The sequence below is a fragment of the Bradyrhizobium sacchari genome (assembly GCF_002068095.1).
Lineage (GTDB): Bacteria > Pseudomonadota > Alphaproteobacteria > Rhizobiales > Xanthobacteraceae > Bradyrhizobium > Bradyrhizobium sacchari.
Map to the genome: position 1 here is coordinate 29,558 of NZ_LWIG01000010.1, position 17,728 is coordinate 47,285.

15 protein-coding genes and 1 pseudogene are annotated in these 17,728 nt (G+C 66.0%); 3 read left to right on the forward strand and 13 right to left on the reverse strand.

Going from position 1 to position 17,728, the window contains the following annotated elements:
- The 7 genes and pseudogenes from A5906_RS44355 to A5906_RS13785 all read right to left on the reverse strand — a co-directional run.
- Nucleotides 1–676 (reverse strand): annotated as a pseudogene (locus A5906_RS44355) (branched-chain amino acid ABC transporter permease); the annotation flags it as partial.
- Nucleotides 673–1,545 (reverse strand): branched-chain amino acid ABC transporter permease, encoded by an 873-nt coding sequence (locus tag A5906_RS13760; RefSeq protein WP_080135737.1) that lies wholly within the window; start codon nucleotides 1,543–1,545, stop codon nucleotides 673–675. The gene A5906_RS13760 and the pseudogene A5906_RS44355, both read right to left, overlap by 4 nt.
- 64 nt (nucleotides 1,546–1,609) lie before the next feature.
- Complete coding sequence (locus tag A5906_RS13765; RefSeq protein WP_080135738.1) at nucleotides 1,610–2,764, reverse strand: ABC transporter substrate-binding protein; 1,155 nt, start codon at nucleotides 2,762–2,764, stop codon at nucleotides 1,610–1,612.
- A 78-nt stretch (nucleotides 2,765–2,842) separates the two neighbouring features.
- Nucleotides 2,843–4,018: a xanthine dehydrogenase family Fe-S subunit gene (locus A5906_RS13770; RefSeq protein WP_080135739.1), complete on the reverse strand. Its 1,176-nt coding sequence runs from the start codon at nucleotides 4,016–4,018 to the stop codon at nucleotides 2,843–2,845.
- A complete protein-coding gene (locus A5906_RS13775; RefSeq protein WP_080135740.1) occupies nucleotides 4,015–4,851 on the reverse strand; it encodes an FAD binding domain-containing protein in 837 nt (278 codons plus the stop codon). The genes A5906_RS13770 and A5906_RS13775 overlap by 4 nt, the downstream gene beginning before the upstream one ends.
- Complete coding sequence (locus A5906_RS13780) at nucleotides 4,848–7,241, reverse strand: xanthine dehydrogenase family protein molybdopterin-binding subunit (RefSeq protein ID WP_080135741.1); 2,394 nt, start codon at nucleotides 7,239–7,241, stop codon at nucleotides 4,848–4,850. The genes A5906_RS13775 and A5906_RS13780 overlap by 4 nt, the downstream gene beginning before the upstream one ends.
- Nucleotides 7,242–7,250: 9 nt before the next feature.
- A complete protein-coding gene (locus A5906_RS13785; RefSeq protein WP_080135742.1) occupies nucleotides 7,251–8,528 on the reverse strand; it encodes an amidohydrolase/deacetylase family metallohydrolase in 1,278 nt (425 codons plus the stop codon).
- Between the two features lie 185 nt (nucleotides 8,529–8,713).
- On the opposite strand from A5906_RS13785, the gene A5906_RS13790 reads away from it, so the two are divergent.
- The 3 genes from A5906_RS13790 to A5906_RS13800 all read left to right on the forward strand — a co-directional run bounded on the left by A5906_RS13790 (nucleotide 8,714) and on the right by A5906_RS13800 (nucleotide 11,824).
- Nucleotides 8,714–9,208, forward strand: a complete 495-nt coding sequence (locus A5906_RS13790) for a MarR family winged helix-turn-helix transcriptional regulator (RefSeq protein ID WP_167523646.1) — start codon at nucleotides 8,714–8,716, stop codon at nucleotides 9,206–9,208.
- Between the two features lie 254 nt (nucleotides 9,209–9,462).
- Nucleotides 9,463–10,881: a cytosine permease gene (locus tag A5906_RS13795; RefSeq protein WP_080136094.1), complete on the forward strand. Its 1,419-nt coding sequence runs from the start codon at nucleotides 9,463–9,465 to the stop codon at nucleotides 10,879–10,881.
- Between the two features lie 4 nt (nucleotides 10,882–10,885).
- Nucleotides 10,886–11,824: an acetamidase/formamidase family protein gene (locus tag A5906_RS13800; RefSeq protein WP_080135743.1), complete on the forward strand. Its 939-nt coding sequence runs from the start codon at nucleotides 10,886–10,888 to the stop codon at nucleotides 11,822–11,824.
- Nucleotides 11,825–11,851: 27 nt separating this feature from the next.
- Here A5906_RS13800 and A5906_RS13805 read toward each other — a convergent pair whose 3' ends face one another.
- The 6 genes from A5906_RS13805 to A5906_RS44360 form a co-directional block, all read right to left on the reverse strand.
- A complete protein-coding gene (locus A5906_RS13805) occupies nucleotides 11,852–12,835 on the reverse strand; it encodes an ABC transporter ATP-binding protein (RefSeq protein WP_080135744.1) in 984 nt (327 codons plus the stop codon).
- Complete coding sequence (locus A5906_RS13810) at nucleotides 12,832–13,821, reverse strand: ABC transporter ATP-binding protein (RefSeq protein ID WP_080135745.1); 990 nt, start codon at nucleotides 13,819–13,821, stop codon at nucleotides 12,832–12,834. The genes A5906_RS13805 and A5906_RS13810 overlap by 4 nt, the downstream gene beginning before the upstream one ends.
- Before the next feature lie 20 nt (nucleotides 13,822–13,841).
- The gene (locus A5906_RS13815; protein WP_080135746.1) at nucleotides 13,842–14,765 is read right to left on the reverse strand and encodes an ABC transporter permease; all 924 of its coding nucleotides are present in this window, start codon (nucleotides 14,763–14,765) and stop codon (nucleotides 13,842–13,844) included.
- Complete coding sequence (locus tag A5906_RS13820; RefSeq protein ID WP_080135747.1) at nucleotides 14,762–15,703, reverse strand: ABC transporter permease; 942 nt, start codon at nucleotides 15,701–15,703, stop codon at nucleotides 14,762–14,764. The genes A5906_RS13815 and A5906_RS13820 overlap by 4 nt, the downstream gene beginning before the upstream one ends.
- Nucleotides 15,704–15,720: 17 nt before the next feature.
- Nucleotides 15,721–17,325: an ABC transporter substrate-binding protein gene (locus tag A5906_RS13825; RefSeq protein WP_080135748.1), complete on the reverse strand. Its 1,605-nt coding sequence runs from the start codon at nucleotides 17,323–17,325 to the stop codon at nucleotides 15,721–15,723.
- Between the two features lie 154 nt (nucleotides 17,326–17,479).
- Nucleotides 17,480–17,728, reverse strand: a 249-nt coding sequence (locus tag A5906_RS44360) for an ABC transporter ATP-binding protein (protein ID WP_488225977.1), incomplete at its 5' end; no start/stop codon positions are given.

A 17,728-nucleotide genomic window follows, 5' to 3' on the forward strand; every position in this document is an offset into this window, starting at 1 on the left:
CCGCCGCAATGGTCAGCGTCCTGGTCACGTCGATGCCGACGGAGACAGCGAGCGTCTCGTTCTCCATCAATCCGCGCATCGCGCGGCCGAAATGGGAATGAACGAGGCGCGCGATCAGGAGATAGGCGATGAGTGCCACCACCAGCACCAGGTAGTAGTTGTGGAATTTCGTGCGCAGCGTCAACTCGCCGAAGCCGGGCAAGGGCAGCGCGATGGAGGGAATGTTGGTCAGCGCCAGCGGTCCCTGCGTCAGCTCGACCCAGTTCAGCGCAACCAGCCGGACCACCTCGGCAAAGGAGATCGTCACGATGACGAAATAGGCCCCGCGGACGCGGAACGAGAGCAGACCGACGAAATAGCCGCACAATCCGGCGACCAGGATCGCGAGCACGAAGCCCGCGATCGGCGGCCAAGGCGCGTGAACCAGGCGGAAATCGCCGGGCAGACCGATATCGAAGCCGAGCGACGTCAATGCGCTGACATAGGCGCCGATGCCGAAGAAGGCGATGTGGCCGAGGCTGAGCTGGCCGGTGAAGCCGAGCAGCAGGTTGAGGCTCATCGCGCCGATGACGAAGATACCGGTCGTGATCAGCGCGTTGAGCAGATAGGGATCGCGCAGCCAGAGCGGCACCGAGCCAAGCGCCACGACCGCGAGGATGGTGATGATCGCTCTCATCCGACCCGCTCCGCGCGCGCGAACAGGCCGGTCGGCCGGAAGATCAGGACGGCGATGATGATCAGAAAGCCCATGGCGTCGCGGTAGCCGGACGAGACGTAGCCGGCGCCGAGCTCCTCGGCGAGTGCCAGGATGAAGCCGCCGATCACCGCGCCCGTGATGTTGCCGAGACCGCCGAGGATGACGATGGCGAACGCCTTTACCGCGGCGAGATCGCCCATCTGCGGGAAGATCACGTAGACCGGGCCGAGCAGTGCGCCGGCGGCGGCGGCAAGGCTGGAGCCGATCGCGAAGGTCGAGGTGTAGATCATGTCGACATTGACGCCCATCAGCGAGGCCGTGTCGTGGTCCTGGAACGTCGCCCGCATCGCGCGGCCGAGGCTGGTCTTGTTGATCAGGAGATACGTCACCAGGATCAACATGGCTGCCGCAGCCAGAACGAACAGACGCAGCCAGGACACCGACACCGACCCGAGCACCAGCGGCGCCTCTGGAAACGGCGTTGCCACCGACTTCGCGACCCCGCCCCATATCCATAGCGTGCCCGACTGCATCGCGATCCAGGCGCCGATCATGACCAGCATGGTGGTGTCGATGTCGGAGCCGCGCAGCGGCCGCAGCAAGGTCAATTCGATCGCCGCGCCCAGCAGCCATCCGGCCAGCACGGCCACGGGCAGCGCGAGGAAGAAGTTCAGCCCGAGCTGCTGCACCACGATGAACATGATGTAGGCGCCGAACGTGTAGAGCACGCCATGCGTGAAGTTCACGACGTTCATGATGCCGAAGATCAAGGTCAGCCCGATCCCCAGCAGCGCGTAGGTGCCGCCGAGCACGAGCATGTTGATCAGATGCTGGAGGAATTCGCTCAAGTCTGTTCCCGGATATCCTGGATGTCGGCGAGAGCGGCGGCGTGCCGCTCTCGCTGCCAATGGTTTAGAGCGTCTTCATCTCGACCTTGCCGTCGTTGATCTCGATGAGATAGACGTTCGGCTGGCTCTGACCGCTCTCCTTGCCCTCGGGGCCGGACTTGCGGAACACGATGTTGCCGTTCAGCCCCTTGATGTTGATGTCCCAGAGCGCCGCCTTGATCGCGGCAGGCTCGGCCTTGCCGGCCTTCTCGATCGCGGCCGCCGCGGTGCGGATGCCGTCATAACCGCGAAAACTCTCGGTGCAGCCGGCGAACTCGAAGCCGCGCTTCTTCCATTCCGTGATGAAATAGTTGGTCGCTTCCGGGTTCGGCGTCTTGTCGGGGAACCAGGGCAGGAACGTGGTCAGATGCATGGTGCCGTTGGCGGCGGCACCAGCCTGGGCGATGATCTGATCCGGGTTCTGCGAGCCGCCGGTGGTGATGATGCGCTTCTTCAGGCCCAGCGCGGCCGCCTGCTTGAAGATCAGGGTGAGCTGATCGACGGCGGTCGTGACGATCACCGTCTCGGAATCCGAGCCCTTGATCTTGGAGAGCTGCGCGCTCATGTCCTGCGCGCCCTGGTCCATGGTCTCCACGAGGCCGATGGTGATGCCCTTCTCCTTCATCATCTTGCTGAAATCCTCGGCGGTGCCGCGGCCCCAATCGTTGTTGATGACGAGGAAGTCCACCTTCTTCGGCGCGAGCTTGTCGACGATGCCCTTGAACGCCGCGGCCTCGACCGCCGAGGGCGGTGAAATGCGGAAGATGAAGGGATTGCCCGTCGTCGTGATCTTGCCCGAGGACGAGGTCTCCACCACCATCGGGGTCTCATATTCCATCAGCTTCGGCATCACCGCGAGTGTCAGGCTCGAGCCCCAGGCGCCCATCAGCACCGGCACCTTGTCACTGGTGATGAGTTTTTCGGCGACGGCGGCGGCTTCCGTCGGGTTGCTCTTGTTGTCCTCGATGACAAGCTCGATCTTCTTGCCGAGGATGCCGCCCTTGGCGTTGATCTCGTCGGCGGCGATCTTGGCGCCGTTGACGACATACGTGCCGGAGGCCGCGAAGGCGCCGGTCAACGGCTCGTTGACACCGATCTTGATGGTCTGCGCCTGAACAGCGCCACCGCACAAGGCCGTCGCCAGCGCGATTGTCCCGACTAGTCCGAGTGTTCGTGTCATCTTGTCTCTCCAAATTCAACGCTGTTGATTGTTATGACAGTCCAGGCTTCGTCACTTCCCAATGTGCGAGCACACCGATCACCCCCGGTGAAGAATGCGGGCGATCCGTGCGCGCAGAACGTCCGATACGATCGACCAGAAACTGAGCGCCGCCGGAGCCCCCTGCCCTGACGGCATGCCGGACATGTGGCGATCGAGATTTGCGGCGAACTCTGCAACGAGGCGCTTGGCGAGATCCCGCACCAGGCCGGGACGACCGACCTGCGCCAGCATTCCCGTGAGCGTGTAGCCGATCGCGAGTTCAACGGCGGTCGCTGCTCCGCCTTCGAGCGGAAGCAGGCGATAGCGGATTTCACCTTGCGTCGCCGAATGGCTGCGCTGGTCGGTGCCGATGCCGACGATGCGTCCCGATAGCGTCGCAGGATCGCGCTCGATGCGCGCGGCACCCTCGAAGCTTGCTGCGATCGGTCCGAGCCTGACGCGGATCAATCCTTCCACGCGCTCCGGCCTTGGCGGCGATTTCAGCGATACGCCGGGAAGGCAGGCCGCGATGCCTGCGATGTCGTCGAACATAGCGAACACTTTTGCCGGCGGATGCTGCAGCGTGAAGCGCTGGTCAAGAACGGTCGCCGGGGTGAAGTCGGAGATGCCGCCCGTCGCGGCGTTCTCCGACGCCGGAACCGGCGCCTGCCGCACAGGCCGCGGCTCGCTGCGGTCGGATACAGCTCGCCCCGAGCCGGCAGGACCAAGCAGGGTCCGGCCGCCATCCGCCACCGGCGCGATGCTGCGCGCGCGCCTCGCCTCGATCACGGACTGCACCGCCCGCACGATTCCGACATAGCCGGTACAGCGGCAGAGATTGCCGCTGAGGCCGACGCGGATACGTCGCTCGTCGGCATCCGGCAGACGCAGCACGAGGTCGCGCGCCGAGACCAGCATGCCGGGGGTGCAATAGCCGCATTGCAGCGCATGCTCGCGGGTGAAGGCGGCGCGCAGCTCGGTCGTGATCTCGTCCTCGTCGAGGCCTTCGATAGTCGTGACGTCGGCACCCTCGCAGGCCGCCGCATAGGTGATGCAGGAGCGCGCCGGCACGCCGTCGAGCAGCACGGTGCAGGCGCCGCAGACGCCGTGCTCACAGCCGAGATGGGTGCCGGTGAGATCGAGCTTGTCGCGGACGAAATCGGCAAGGCTGGTGCGCGGCTCGGCCGAGACCTCCACCGCACGCCGGTTGACCTGAAGCGCGATCGTGGTCATGCCGCGGCCTCCAGGACGGCGCGCTTCAACACGCTGACATGGATGTGGCGCTGCGCGGCATCGTCGATCCCGGCCTTGGCCAGAACAGCGTCGGCGACGCCAGCGTCGAAACGCTGCTTGTAGTCGGCGTCAATCCGTCCGCCGAACAGCTCCGCCGCCTCGGTCATGACGACCGGCGCTGTGTCGATCGCACCGATCACGACGCGAGCGGTCGCGGCGGCGGGATCGATCAGCACGGCGCCGATGGCATGGGCGAACTCGCCGGTCTTGCGGCAGCTCTTGGCGTAACCCCAATGCGCCGCCGGCGCTCGCGCCGGGACATGAACCGCCTCGACGATCTCGCCGGGATGCAGCGCCGATTCCAATGCACCGACGATGAAGGCTTCGATGGCCAGGGTGCGCGCACCGGCAAGGCTGCGCAACGTCACGCGCGCGCCGAGCGCGGCGAGCGCCGAGATCCAGTCCGCCGCGGGATCGGCGTGACTGAGCGAGCCGCCGATGGTGCCGCGGTTGCGCACCGCGCGATAGGCGATATTGGCGGCGACGCCGCGCATCGCGCCGCGCGTCACGTCGGCGGTGCGGCCGTCCTCGATATCGGCATGCGTGACCAGGGCACCCAGCACAAGCTCACCGCCGAACACCTCCGCGCGCTTGAGCTCGGCAAGGCCGGAGATATCGACGATCAGCTCCGGCTGGACCAGCCGCAGATTGAGCATCGGGCCGAGCGACTGACCGCCGGCGATGATCTTTGCGGATCCGTTGCTTGCGGCCAGCATAGACAATGCCGCATCGAGATCGCGCGGGCGTTCGTATGCGAAGGGCGCCGGCTTCATGCCGCACTCCTTTTCGTCGCGCGCGCAGCCAGCACGGCCTCGACGATCCGATGCGGCGTGATCGGCGACTGCATGAGCTCGACGCCGAGCGGACGCAGCGCATCGTTGACGGCGTTGGCGATCGCGGCTGGCGGCGCGATCGCACCGCCTTCGCCAATGCCCTTCACGCCAAACTGCGTGTAAGGCGACGGCGTCTCCATGTGGTCGAGGCGCGCGGCGGGAACCTCCGTCGGTCCGGGCAGCAGGTAATCGGCGAGCGTCGTTGCCAGCGGCTGGCCGGAGGCGTCAAACGGCATTTCCTCGTAGAGCGCGGTACCGATGCCTTGCGCGAGGCCGCCATAGATCTGGCCGTCCACCACCAGCGGATTGACCAGCACGCCGCCGTCCTCGACGATCACGTAGTCGAGAATTTCCACCTCGCCGAGATCAGGATTAACGGCGACCACGGCCGCATGCGCGGCGTAGCTGAAGGTCCCGCTGTCGCGTACGGGCTTGTAGCCTTGGGTCACCTCCAGCCCGCCGGGATCGACGTCGGCCGGCAGGTCCTGCGGGCGGCGGTACCAGGTATGGGCGATCGCCTTCAGGCTGACGCTGCCGTTGACGCCGCGCACCTCGCCGTTCTGGAGCACCACAGAGGCCGGCTCATGCTGCAACAGTTTTGCGCCGATCCGCCGCGCACGTTCGCCGAGCTCGCGGCAGGCGGTCGCCACCGCGCCGCCTGCCATCACCATCGAGCGCGAGCCCCAGGTGCCGGTCGAATAGGGTGTCATCGCGGTGTCGCCGAGGATGATGCGGATCTTTGCGACGTCCACGCCGAGGATCTCATGGGCGACCTGGGCGAGCGTGGTCTCCATGCCCTGCCCGTGCGAATGCACGCCGACGCGGAGTTCGAGGCCGCCGTCCGGCGTCAGGCGCGCCGAAGCCTGCTCGTGCCCGGGCACCATCGGAATGCCCCAGCCGGAATAGACCGAGGTGCCGTGCGCGGCCTGCTCGCAATAGATGGAGACGCCGACGCCGATGCGGCGGCCGTCGGCCGCGCCCTGCCCTTGCTTCGCGCGGATGGCGTCGACGTCGATGGCAGCGAGCGCGCGGCGCATCGCTTCCGGATAGTCGCCGCTGTCGAAGTGCTTCTTGGTGATGTTGTCGAACGGCATCTGCTCGGGGCGCACCAGATTGCGCAGCCGCACCTCGCCGGGCTCGATGCCGGCTTCGGCCGCGACGAGATCCAGCATCAGCTCCAGCGCGAAGCAGACGCCGGTGCGCGCGACGCCGCGATAGGGCAGGATCGGGCATTTGTTGGTGGCGACCGAGAAGGTGCGGCAGCGATAAGCCGGCATCTTGTAGGGCCCGGGCAAGATGCTCGCGACCTGCGCGGCCTCCAGGCAGGCCGAGAACGGATAGGACGAGTAGGCGCCGGAATCCACCGTCGCCTCGCAATCGATGCCGCGCAAGCTGCCGTCGCGGTCGGCATAGACCGTGATCCTGTAATGGTGCTCGCGGCAATTGGAGCTGGCGACGAGATGCTCGCGGCGATCTTCCAGCCAGCGCACCGGATGGCCACAGCGCATGGTCAGCCATGACAGGCAGACCTCTTCGGGCAGCAGAATGCCCTTGTGGCCAAATCCGCCGCCGACATCGGGCGAGATGACGCGGATCTGCCCCTCCTCGATGCCGAGGCACTCGGCGAGGCCGCTGCGGGTGATGTGCGGCATCTGCGCCGCCGAATGCAGTGTGAGCTGATCGAGCCGTCGGTCGAAAGTCGCGACCACACCACGGCCTTCCAGCGGCGACATGCATTGCCGCGCCGTCGAGATCTCGCGGGTCACCTTGATCGGCGCATCGAGCGCGGCGGAGATGTCGACCTCGTAATTGGTCTCGAGGAAGACGTTGTCGCCCCAGTGTTCGTGCACCAGCGCCGTATCAGGCTCGCGCGCCTTCAGCATGTCGGTAATTGCCGGCAGCTCCTCCAGGTCGAGCGTCACGGAAGCCGCGATGTCCTCGGCCTCGGCCCGCGTCGGCGCGAGGCACATCGCCACGAGCTCGCCGACCTGGCGTACCTTGCCGGTTGCCAGCACCGGCTGCTCGGAAACCTTGAAGCCCGGAAGTCCCGACACCGCGCGGATCGGCTTGACGCCGACGAGATCCGCGGTCGTGAACACGCTGCCGCGATAACGCTCGGGCACGTGGATGCCGCGGATACGCGCATGCGCCAGCGGGCTGCGCACGAAGGCGACGTCCTGAAGGCCGGCCAGCCTGACATCGCCGACATATAGGCCGCGGCCGCGCATCAGGCGGTCGTCCTCCTTCCGCGGCAGCCGTGCCCCCACGCCCTGCCCGGAACTGCTGGACGGAAATTCTCGCTCGTTGCGCACCCCCGCGCCCTCCTTCACCGCCCGGCCTTACGCCGCGACAGCTTGCGGCAGGATCGGCGCGACCGCGTCGAAGCGCGTGCCGGCGCGCAGGCAGAAGGCCGGCTGCAGCAGACGCTCGGCAATCACCTCGTTCTTCTCATTGTCCTTCAGGACGAAGCGGCCGTTCTTCTCCGAGAGCACCGAGACGTCGGCGTCCATGCCGACCTTGAGCGCTCCGATCTCTCCGCTACGGCCGAGCATTTTTGCGGGATTGGAGGTGACCATCGGCACCACCTGCTCCAGCGACAGGCCGAGCGCCATCATCGAACTCATGGCCTGAACGAGACTGAACTTCGCCTGGCCCGCAAACGGATGGTTCTCGTCGTCCTCGTGTTGGTCGGGCGTGCCGGCCGGCGCGGGCACATGGGTGTTGTAGCCGTGGATGTCGGCGCCCAGCGTGGTCGGAATGATGCCGGCGGCGATCGCCTTCTTGGCGAGGCGGTAGGAGAAGTGGCTGCCGTGGCCGACATCGACCTTGAGGCCGCGATCGAGCGCGGCCTGGATCACCAAATGCACCTCGCCCTCGCGGTTGACGAAGCCCCCGGGGTGGCGCGTGAAGGGATGAGCGAGAATGTCACCTTCGCGCAACAGCGGGATCACGCGGGTGAGGATGGTGTCGGCATCCTCGCCGTTGGCGCCGCTCTCGGGCAGGCCCCAGAGCTGACCGAAATGCACATAGACCGGCAGGTCGGCGCGCTTGCCGATCTCCGCCGCCATCTCGATGACGCGGATGCCCCAGCGCGCGAAGCCGCCGATCTCGGCATGGGCCTTGATGCCGCGCACGATGTCGAGATTGGCGGTCGCCGACTTGACGGTCGCGTCGATGTCGACGCCGTCGGGGCTGTAGAGCTGCGGATAGAAATGCCCCTCGAGCCCGCCGACGAGATAGGCCGACAGGAACGCGTAGACGCGCGAGGCTGCTTGCTCGGCGATGAAATGACGGAAGCCGGGCAGCGTCATGCAGGACGGGCCGCCCTGGTCGACCAGCGTCGTCACGCCCGACTGCACGCCGACCATGTCGGGGTTCATGCCGAAACGTCCCGAGACATATTGATAGACATGGGCGTGGGTGTCGATCAGCCCGGGCAGCACCAGCTTGCCGCTGACGTCGACGACCTCCTTCGCACTGGTCGGCAGGATGTCCGCCGCGACCGCCGCGATCTTGCCGTTACGGATGGCGACATCCCTGATGCCATCGATACCGGAGGCCGGGCAGATCACGCGACCGCCTCGCAGCAGAAGGTCGAAGCTGGCAGTGACGGACATGGCGCTCTCCTCAAGCTCTTGCGCAGGCGGTTGCCCCGCTCTCGAATTACGAAGCATGCTTCGCATTTGGATACGAAGTATGCTTCGTATTTTGACAAAAGCAAGCTTCGTGCCATGATCGGGTGGTGGCGAGCGCGTTCGAATCGAGCTAAGCGCGACGGAGTTTTGGGTTGGGAGAGCGTGCATTGCGGCAAGCACAGAAGCGTCGCAGCGGCGGCAAGCACCGCCCCTGGCCATTGTCGCAGCGCCCCGGCTATCTGATCCGGCGGCTGCACCAGATTCACGTCGCGCTGTTTCAGGACGCCTGCGGCGAATTCGAGGTCACGCCACTGCAATACAGCCTGCTCTCGGCGCTGGCGGTGCGCGAAACCGCCGATCAGACCACTTTGGCGGCCGATATTGCCCTCGATCGCACCACGACGACCGGCGCATTGAAGCGACTGGCCGCACGGAACCTGGTCGAGCGCGCCGTGAACAAGGACGATCGCCGCGCGCGGCTGTGCCGCTTGACGCCGGCCGGCGCCGCGCTGCTGGTCAAGATCGAGGGCGCGGCACGGCGCGCGCATCGCGCAACGCTCGGCGATCTGAGCGAGAGGGAACAGGCGCTCTTCATCGAAATGATGCAGCGCATCGTAGCCGGCAACCCAAGTCGCGACAGTTCCGCTGCCCTATTCGATTAGGCGCAGTTGCTGCGCTTTTGAGTTGGGCTGCTCAATTTATCATCGTACCGCTGCTTGGCCGTGCAACGATCTCTGCCTCTCGCGAGCGAGTGGGAGGTCCGGCGCGTGAGCATCGGGCGCGCTTGAAAACGCAGCAGCAATCGGGCGCGGACGACGCTGTATGCGGCAGCGGCGCTTGCCCTGCGCCCGCCATGCAACCAATGGCACGATTTATGCTGCGCTGATGCGAAGCGTGCTTCGTATTGGGGGATGTCATGACGGATTCCGAACTTCGCGCTGATCTTCACAGCATCGAGCCAATTCCCGATGCGGACCGGGACTCGACGGGACCGCAGCAGATGTGGATCTGGGCCGGCGCCAACATCGCGCCGGTGAACTGGGCGCTCGGCGCGCTCGGCATCATCCTCAAGCTCGGCCTGATGGAGACGATCGCGGTCATCGTGCTCGGCAACATCGTGGGCTGCGCGATCTTCGCGACCTTCACGGTGATGGGACACAAGACCGGCGTCAACCAGATGGTGCTGAGCCGGTCCGCCTTCGGCGTCCGCGGCGCCTACCTGCCCAGCATCCTGATGTTCCTGATGACGCTGGGCTGGATCGGCGTGAACACCTATTTCCCGGTGAAGGTCTCGATGGGCATTCTCGGCCAGTTCGGCGTGCCCGACACCTGGCTGATCGAGATCATCGTCATCACGCTGGTGATGGCGGTGCAGGTGCTGATCGGCATCTACGGCTTCTACGCGATCCGCACCTTCGAGAAATACACGGTGCCGCCGACCATCGCCATCATGGTGCTGATGAGCGTCCTGGCCTGGACGCGCCCCGGCGTCGTCAACTGGAGCCTCACCACCTCGCTGCCGCCGGGCGCACATCTGGCGATGCTGACTTTGCTGATGACCGCGATCGGCGTCGGCTGGGGCATCTCCTGGGTGACCTGGGCCTCCGACTATTCGCGCTTCGTGCCCAGAAGCGTGCCGTCGAAATCCGTGTTCTGGTACAGCTATGTCGGCATGTTCGTGCCGACGGTCTGGCTCGGCATCCTCGGCGCGACCATCGCCTCGACGACACTCGACACCGACCCCGCCAAGATGGTCAGCGCGGTGTTCGGCGGGCCGGTCAGCATCCTCGTGCTGCTGATGGTGCTGCACGGCCCGATCGCCACCAACATCCTCAACGTCTATTCGGCGACCCTGGCGGCGCTGAGCGCGGGGCTCAAGCTCTCGCGCTTCTGGCTCACCGTCATCACCGGCGTCGCCGGCTATCTGGTCACGCTGTACTTCATCTTCGCGCCGTCCTTTGCGAAGGCGTTCGACAACTGGATGATCAGCCTGCTGTTGTGGATGAGCCCGTGGGCCGGTGTCGTGCTCGCGGACTACTTCATCAAGCGCAAGGGCGAGATCGACGTCGCCGAGCTCTACCGCTCGCCTGAGACCAGCGCCTATGGCGACATCAACTGGGCCGGCATGATCGCCTTCTTCACGGGCCTCGTTGCGGGCTGGCTGGTCGAAGACGGCCTCGTCGGCGCGCTGCAGGGCCCGATCTCGACCAACCTCCTGGGCGGAGCCGATCTGAGCTGGCTGTTCGGAATTGGCGTGGCGGGCCTCGTCTATCTCGGGCTCGGCAAGCTCGTCACCTCGCCCTCCTCGATCGTTGCGAGCAGCGCAGGCAGGTAGCGGCATGGACCACGTCCTGCGCTCTGTGCCTGGAAACGTCCAGTGGGGCCTCTGGGACGGGCGATTGAAGCCGGTGCTCCGGATCGCATCCGGAGACCGGGTCACGATCGAAACGCTGTCGGGCGAGCCGGACGATCTGCCCGATCCATCGCTCGGCTACGACATCGTTCCCGGACATGCGGAGGTGCTGGCAAGCGCCTTCCGCGGTCCGGGTCCGCATCTCCTGACCGGGCCGATCCACATCGAGGGCGCTGAACCCGGCGACGTCCTCGAAGTGCGCGTCCTCAACATCGAGCTGCGCTGCGATTGGGGCTGGAATCTGCAGGTGCCGACGCTCGGCACCTTGCCGGAGGATTTTCCCGAGCTCCGCCGCATCCACATTCCGCTGGACCGTGCGCGCAACGTCGCAAAGCTTCCCTGGGGCCAGGAGCTGCCGCTCGCCCCCTTCTTCGGCAATTTCGGCGTCGCGCCGCCGCCCGCCTGGGGCCGGCTGTCCTCGAAGGAGCCGCGCGCGTTCGGCGGCAACATGGACAACAAGGAGCTGGGGGCCGGCAGCACACTCTATTTTCCGGTGTTCGTGCCGGGCGCGTTGTTCTCGGCCGGTGATGGCCACGCGCTGCAGGGCGACGGCGAAGTCTGCCTGACCGCGATCGAGGCCGCGCTCACCGGCACCTTCGAATTCCATGTGCGCCGCGATCTCCGTCTCACCTCGCCGCGCGCGGAGACGGCGTCGGACTGGATCACCATGGGCTTTGATGAGGATCTCGACGATGCGGCCAAGGCGGCGCTGCGCGACATGATCGCGCTGATCCGGGAGAAAAGCGGCCTCAGCGCGCAGGATGCCTACACGCTCTGCTCGATCGCCGCCGACCTCCGCGTCACGCAGCTGGTCGACGGCAACAAGGGCATTCACTGCGTGCTGGCCAAATCCCGCATGCCGTGACGCCGGCCGGGCCAGCGGCCTCGCGGATCACCGCGTCGGCAATGCATCCAGGTGGCACGCCACCCACTGCTCGTCTCCGGCCGCGCGGAGTGTCGGCTCCTCGGTCCGGCAGCGGTCGAACACGTACGGACAGCGGGTGTGGAAGCGGCACCCCTTCGGCGGATTGATCGGGCTCGGCACGTCGCCGCCGAGGATGATCGGATTGCGCTGGGCGCCCGGCTCCGGCAGCGGCACGGCCGAGAGCAGCGCCTTGGTGTAGGGATGCCTCGGTGCGGCAAAGATCTCGCGGCGCGGCGCCACCTCGACGATCTTGCCGAGATACATCACCGCGACGCGATGGGTCATGTGCTCGACGATGGCGAGGTCATGGCTGATAAACAGCAGCGCGAGGCCGAACTTCTGCTGAAGGTCCTGGAGCAGATTGACGACCTGCGCCTTGACCGAGACGTCGAGCGCCGAGACCGCCTCGTCGCACACGATCAGCTCGGGCTCGGCCGCGAGCGCCCGCGCAATGCCGATGCGCTGGCGCTGGCCGCCGGAGAATTCATGCGGCCGGCGGTTCAGCGCCTCGCGCGGCAGGCGCACGGTGTCCATCAGCTCCGTGACGCGGACCTCGAGGTCCTCTTTGGATTTGGCGAGGCCGAAATTGCGGATCGGCTCGGCCAGGATGTCGCGCACGCGCATGCGCGGATTGAGGCTGGAGAACGGATCCTGGAACACCACCTGCACGCGGCGGCGCATCTGGCGCATCGTGCTCGGATGGGCGTCGTCGATGCGCTGGCCGTCGAGGATGACCTGGCCCGAGGTGATCTCGAACAGGCGCAGGATGGCGCGGCCGACCGTCGACTTGCCGCAGCCGGACTCGCCGACCAGCGACAAGGTCTCGCCGCGCGCGATCTCGAACGACACGCCGTCGACCGCATAGACGAATTCGGTTTGCCGTCCGAACAGGCCCTTGTTGATCGGAAAATGCTTCTTGAGGTCGTTGACCTGGAGCAGCGGAGGACTCATGCCGCGACGGCTCCCTTGGCAGCGTAATGACAGGCCGCGATGTGGCGCGGGCCCTTCTCTTCGAGACCCGGCGCATATTGGCGGCAGAGATCGGTCGCGAGCGCACAGCGCCCGGCAAAGACGCAGCCGGTGATCGGCTTGCGCAGATCCGGCACCTGCCCGGGAATCTCGGCGAGCCGCGTCGCAGTGCCCGCAAGCGAGGAGCCGAGCCTCGGCACAGCGCCGAGCAGGCCCTGCGTATAAGGATGGCGCGGCGAACGGAACAGCTCGGCCACCGGCGCTTCCTCGACCTTGCGGCCGGCATACATGACCATCACGCGCTCGGCGATCTCGGCGACGACGCCGAGATCGTGGGTGATCAGGATGATGGCCGCGCCGACGCGTCTTTTGAGGTCGAGCATCAGCTTGAGGATCTGCGCCTGGATGGTCACGTCGAGCGCCGTGGTCGGCTCGTCCGCGATCAGGAGCTTTGGATTGCAGGCGAGCGCGATGGCGATCATCACGCGCTGGCGCATGCCACCGGAGAGCTGGTGCGGATATTCGCGCACGCGCCGCTTCGGCTCGGGAATGCCGACCAGCGTCAGCATCTCGATCGCGTGCGTCTCGGCGGCCTGCTTGTCGAGGCCCTGATGGATCATCAGCGTCTCGCGGATCTGGCGGCCGACCGTCAGCACCGGATTGAGGCTGGTCATCGGCTCCTGGAAGATCATCGAGATGTCGTTGCCGCGGATCGCGCGCATCTCGCGGTCCGACAGCTTCAGGAGATCCTTGCCGGCAAAGCGGATGCGGCCTGCGATCCGTCCCGGCGGCTCCGGGACCAGCCGCATCAGCGACATCGAGGTCACCGACTTGCCGCAGCCGGATTCGCCGACGATGGCGAGCGTCTCGCCCTCGTTGACATGGAAGGACACCCCGTCCACCGCGCGGTTGATGCCGCCGGGGGTGCGGAAATGGGTCTGGAGGTTCTCGACTTCGAGCAGCGCCATCGTGGTCAAGCCCCGCGCTCTCACAGGCTCTTGGCCATGCGCGGATCGAGCGCATCGCGAAGGCCGTCGCCGAGCAGATTCACCGCGAGCACCGTGACGGACAGGAACGCCGCCGGGAAGAACACGATATAGGGCTTGACCTGCCACAGCGCGCGGCCTTCGGCCATGATGTTGCCCCAGGACGGAATGGTGGGCGGCGTGCCGGCGCCGATGAAGGACAGGATCGCTTCCGTGATCATGGCGCTGGCGCAGATATAAGTCGCCTGCACCAGCATCGGCGCAACCGTGTTGGGCAGGATGTGGCGCAGGATGATCATCGGCGTGCGCGTGCCGCAGGCCACCGCCGCGTCCACATAGGGCTGCTCGCGCAGCGACAGCACCACACTACGGACAAGACGGGAAACACGTGGAATCTCTGCGATGGTGATGGCGAGGATGACGTTGCCGACGCTACCTCGCGTCAAGGCCATCAGCGCGATGGCGAGCAGGATCGGTGGAATCGACATCAGGCCATCCATGAAGCGCATCAGGATGCCGTCAGCCCAGCGGATGAAACCCGAGATCATGCCGATGGCAAGACCCGCCGCAGACGCGAAGATCGCAACCGACAGGCCGACCGTGAGCGAGACCCGGGCGCCAAAGAGCACGCGCGAATAGATGTCGCGGCCGAGCACGTCGGTGCCGAACCAGAAATCAGCCGACGGCGCGCGCGTGCGTTTTGCGGGCGCCAGCGCGGTCGGGTCGACCGTGCCGAGATAGGGCGCGAAGACCGCGATCAGCACGAGGGTCAGCAGCAGCGCGCCGCCGATCGCGACCGTCGGATGGCCGCGCATCAGGCCGACGAAGCCGCGCCGGATCTTGACCGGCCGGAGGATCTCCGGCAGTTGCGGCGCAAGGACGAGGCCGGCCGGAAGCGATTGCGGATTGACGGTGGTGTCGGTCAATAGCGGATCCTCGGGTCAACGAGCGTATAGGTGACGTCGATCATCAGATTGACGAGGACGTAGACGAAGCTGAACAGCAGCACGATGCCCTGGATGACGGGATAGTCGCGGCGCAGGATCGCGTCGATCGTGAGCCGGCCGAGGCCGGGAATCGCGAACACGCTTTCGGTGACGACCGCGCCGCCGATCAGCAGCGCAATGCCGATCCCGATCACGGTGACGATCGGCACCGACGCGTTCTTCAGCGCGTGAATGAACAGGATGCCGCCCTGCCCGAGGCCCTTGGCCTTAGCGGTGCGGATATAGTCCTGCTGCAACACTTCGAGCATGGCGGCGCGGGTGATGCGCGCGACCAGCGCGATGTAGACGCAGCCGAGCGCGACCGCCGGCAGGATCAGGTTTTCCAGCCACGGCCAGAAGCCCTGGGCGAGCGGCGTGTAGCCTTGCACCGGCAGCCATTCGAGCTCCAGCGCGAAGACGTAGGCGAGCATGTAGCCGACGACGAAGACGGGCAGCGAGAAACCGAACACGGCAAAGCCCATGATGACGCGGTCGATCAGGCTGCCGGCCTTCCAGGCCGCCACCACGCCGAGCGGCACCGCGACCACGATCGTGAGCAGCAGCGTCACGATCATCAGCGACAGCGTTGGTCCGAGACGCTGCCCGATCATCGCAGAGACCGGCAGATTGGTGAAGATCGAGGTGCCGAGATCGCCATGCAGGATGCGCCAGACCCAGCTGCCGAACTGGATCAGGAAGGGCCGGTCGAGGCCGAGGCTCTGGCGGATGCGTTCCACATCCTCCGGGCTTGCCTGATCGCCTGCGATCACCACGGCCGGATCACCGGGCGCGATGTAAAGCAGGCTGAACACGAACAGCGCGACGATGGCCATGACCGGCAAAGTCGCGACGATGCGACGGAGGATGTAGGAGAGCATCTGGCCTCAGCGCTCGATCATGCGGACTTCGACACGCCCCAGAAGAACGGCAGCGGCCCCTTGGTGATGCCGGAGACGTTCTTGCGCCAGGCCGTGTAGCTCAGGAAGAAGCCGGTCGGCGCGTAGACGACGTCATCGAGCGCCGCCTTGTTGAGCCGGCCGATGGCGGCCTTCTCCTCGTCGAGGTTCTTGGCCTCGAACCAGGCCGCCACCTCCTTCTCGGTGCCGGGGCTGTTCGGCCAGCCGAACCAGGCCTTGTCGCCGTTGGCGCGAATGGCGGTGTACGGCGCCGGATTGATGCAGTCCGCGCCCGCATGCCAGGTGTGGAACATGTTCCAGCCGCCCTGTCCCGGCGGCGTCTTCTGCGCGCGGCGGGAGCCGACCGTGCCCCAGTCGGTGGCGACGAAATCGACATTCATGCCGAGCTTCTTGAGGAGGTCGGCGGTCACGTCGCCCTGCGCCTTGGTGATCGGCTGGTCCTGCGCCACGAGGCATGTCACCGGCTGGCCGGAATAGCCGCTCTCGGCGAGCAGCTTCTTGGCGGCGTCGAGATCGCGCTTGCCCTTGAGGATCTCACCGCCCACCTCGGAATAGAGTGGCGTATCCGGTGTGAAGAAGCCGGGGAGCGGCCGCCACAGCGCGGTGTCGTCGCCGACGATCGCGCGCATGTAGTCTTCCTGGCTCATCGCCATCAGCACCGCGCGCCGCGCCCGCACGTCGTTGAAGGGCGCAAACAGGTGGTTCATGCGGAACGAGCCGACATTACCGAGTGGATCGCCGATGTCGACGCTGATGTTCTTGTTCTTCTTCAGGACCGGAACGAGATCCGCGATCGGGCTCTCCCACCAGTCGACTTCGCCGTTTTGCAGCGCTGCGGCTGCGGTCGCCGGGTCTGGCATCACGATCCATTCGATGCGGTCGACCAGCATCTGCTTGCCGCCCGCGAGCCAGGATGCCTTCTCCTGCCGCGGCGCATAATCGGCGAACTTCTCGAATACAGCCTTCGCGCCGGGCACCCACTCGCCCTTGGCGAATTTCATCGGCCCGGAGCCGATATAGTCGGTGATCTGCTTAAACGGATCGGTCTGCGCGATGCGCTCCGGCATGATGAAGCCGCACGGCGAGTTGTTCTTGGCCAGCGCGTACAGCATCTTCGGGAAGGGCTGCTTGAGCACCCATTTGAAGGTGCGGTCGTCGACGGCGGTCAATTCCTGCTGGAGCGCCTTGATCATCAATCCCATCGGATCGCGGGCCGACCAGCGCGCAAGGCTCGCGACGACGTCCTTGCTCAGCACCGGCTCGCCGTCATGGAATTTGAGGCCTGGGCGCAGCTTGAAGGTCCAGGTCGTGCCGTCGTCGGTCACTTCCTCGGACTCGACCATCTGCCGCTGCGGCTGCAGCGAGGAATCGATGCCGTAAAGCGTATCCCAGACCATCGCGGCCGCATTGCGCACGACATATTGGGTGCCCCAGATCGGGTCGAAATTGGCAAGATTGGCCTGTGGCACGAAACGCAGGGTCCGGGCCGCCGCACCCTGTGCGATCGCCGGGGCCGAGAGGCCACCCGTCAATGCCAGACCGCCCGCGCCAGCCAGTCCCTTCAATACGGTCCTGCGATCCATGAAGTCCTCCCAGTAATGCCGTGATGCCAGCTGTTCATTGGCCAAGGGCAAGTGAAACCGAGCCCATTTGCAAGCAAATGGTATGCCACTAAATGCGCCATCGCCAGCGGGATCTGATCGACTTTTTGGCCGACCCACGTTGACTCGCAAGGCCTTAAAGCGCAGCCGCCAGCGCCTCTCCGGTCTCGATATGCGGGATCGCCTCGACCAGCTTGCGGGTGTAATCGGTCTTCGGATTATCGAACAGCGCCCGGCTTTCGCCCTGTTCCACGATGCCGCCGTTGCGCAGCACGATGGTGCGGTCGCACAGCATGCGGACCACGTTGAGATCGTGGCTGACGAACAGCAGCGCGATGTCGTTCTCGCGCCGCAGGCGATCTAGCAGTTGCAGCACGACCGCCTG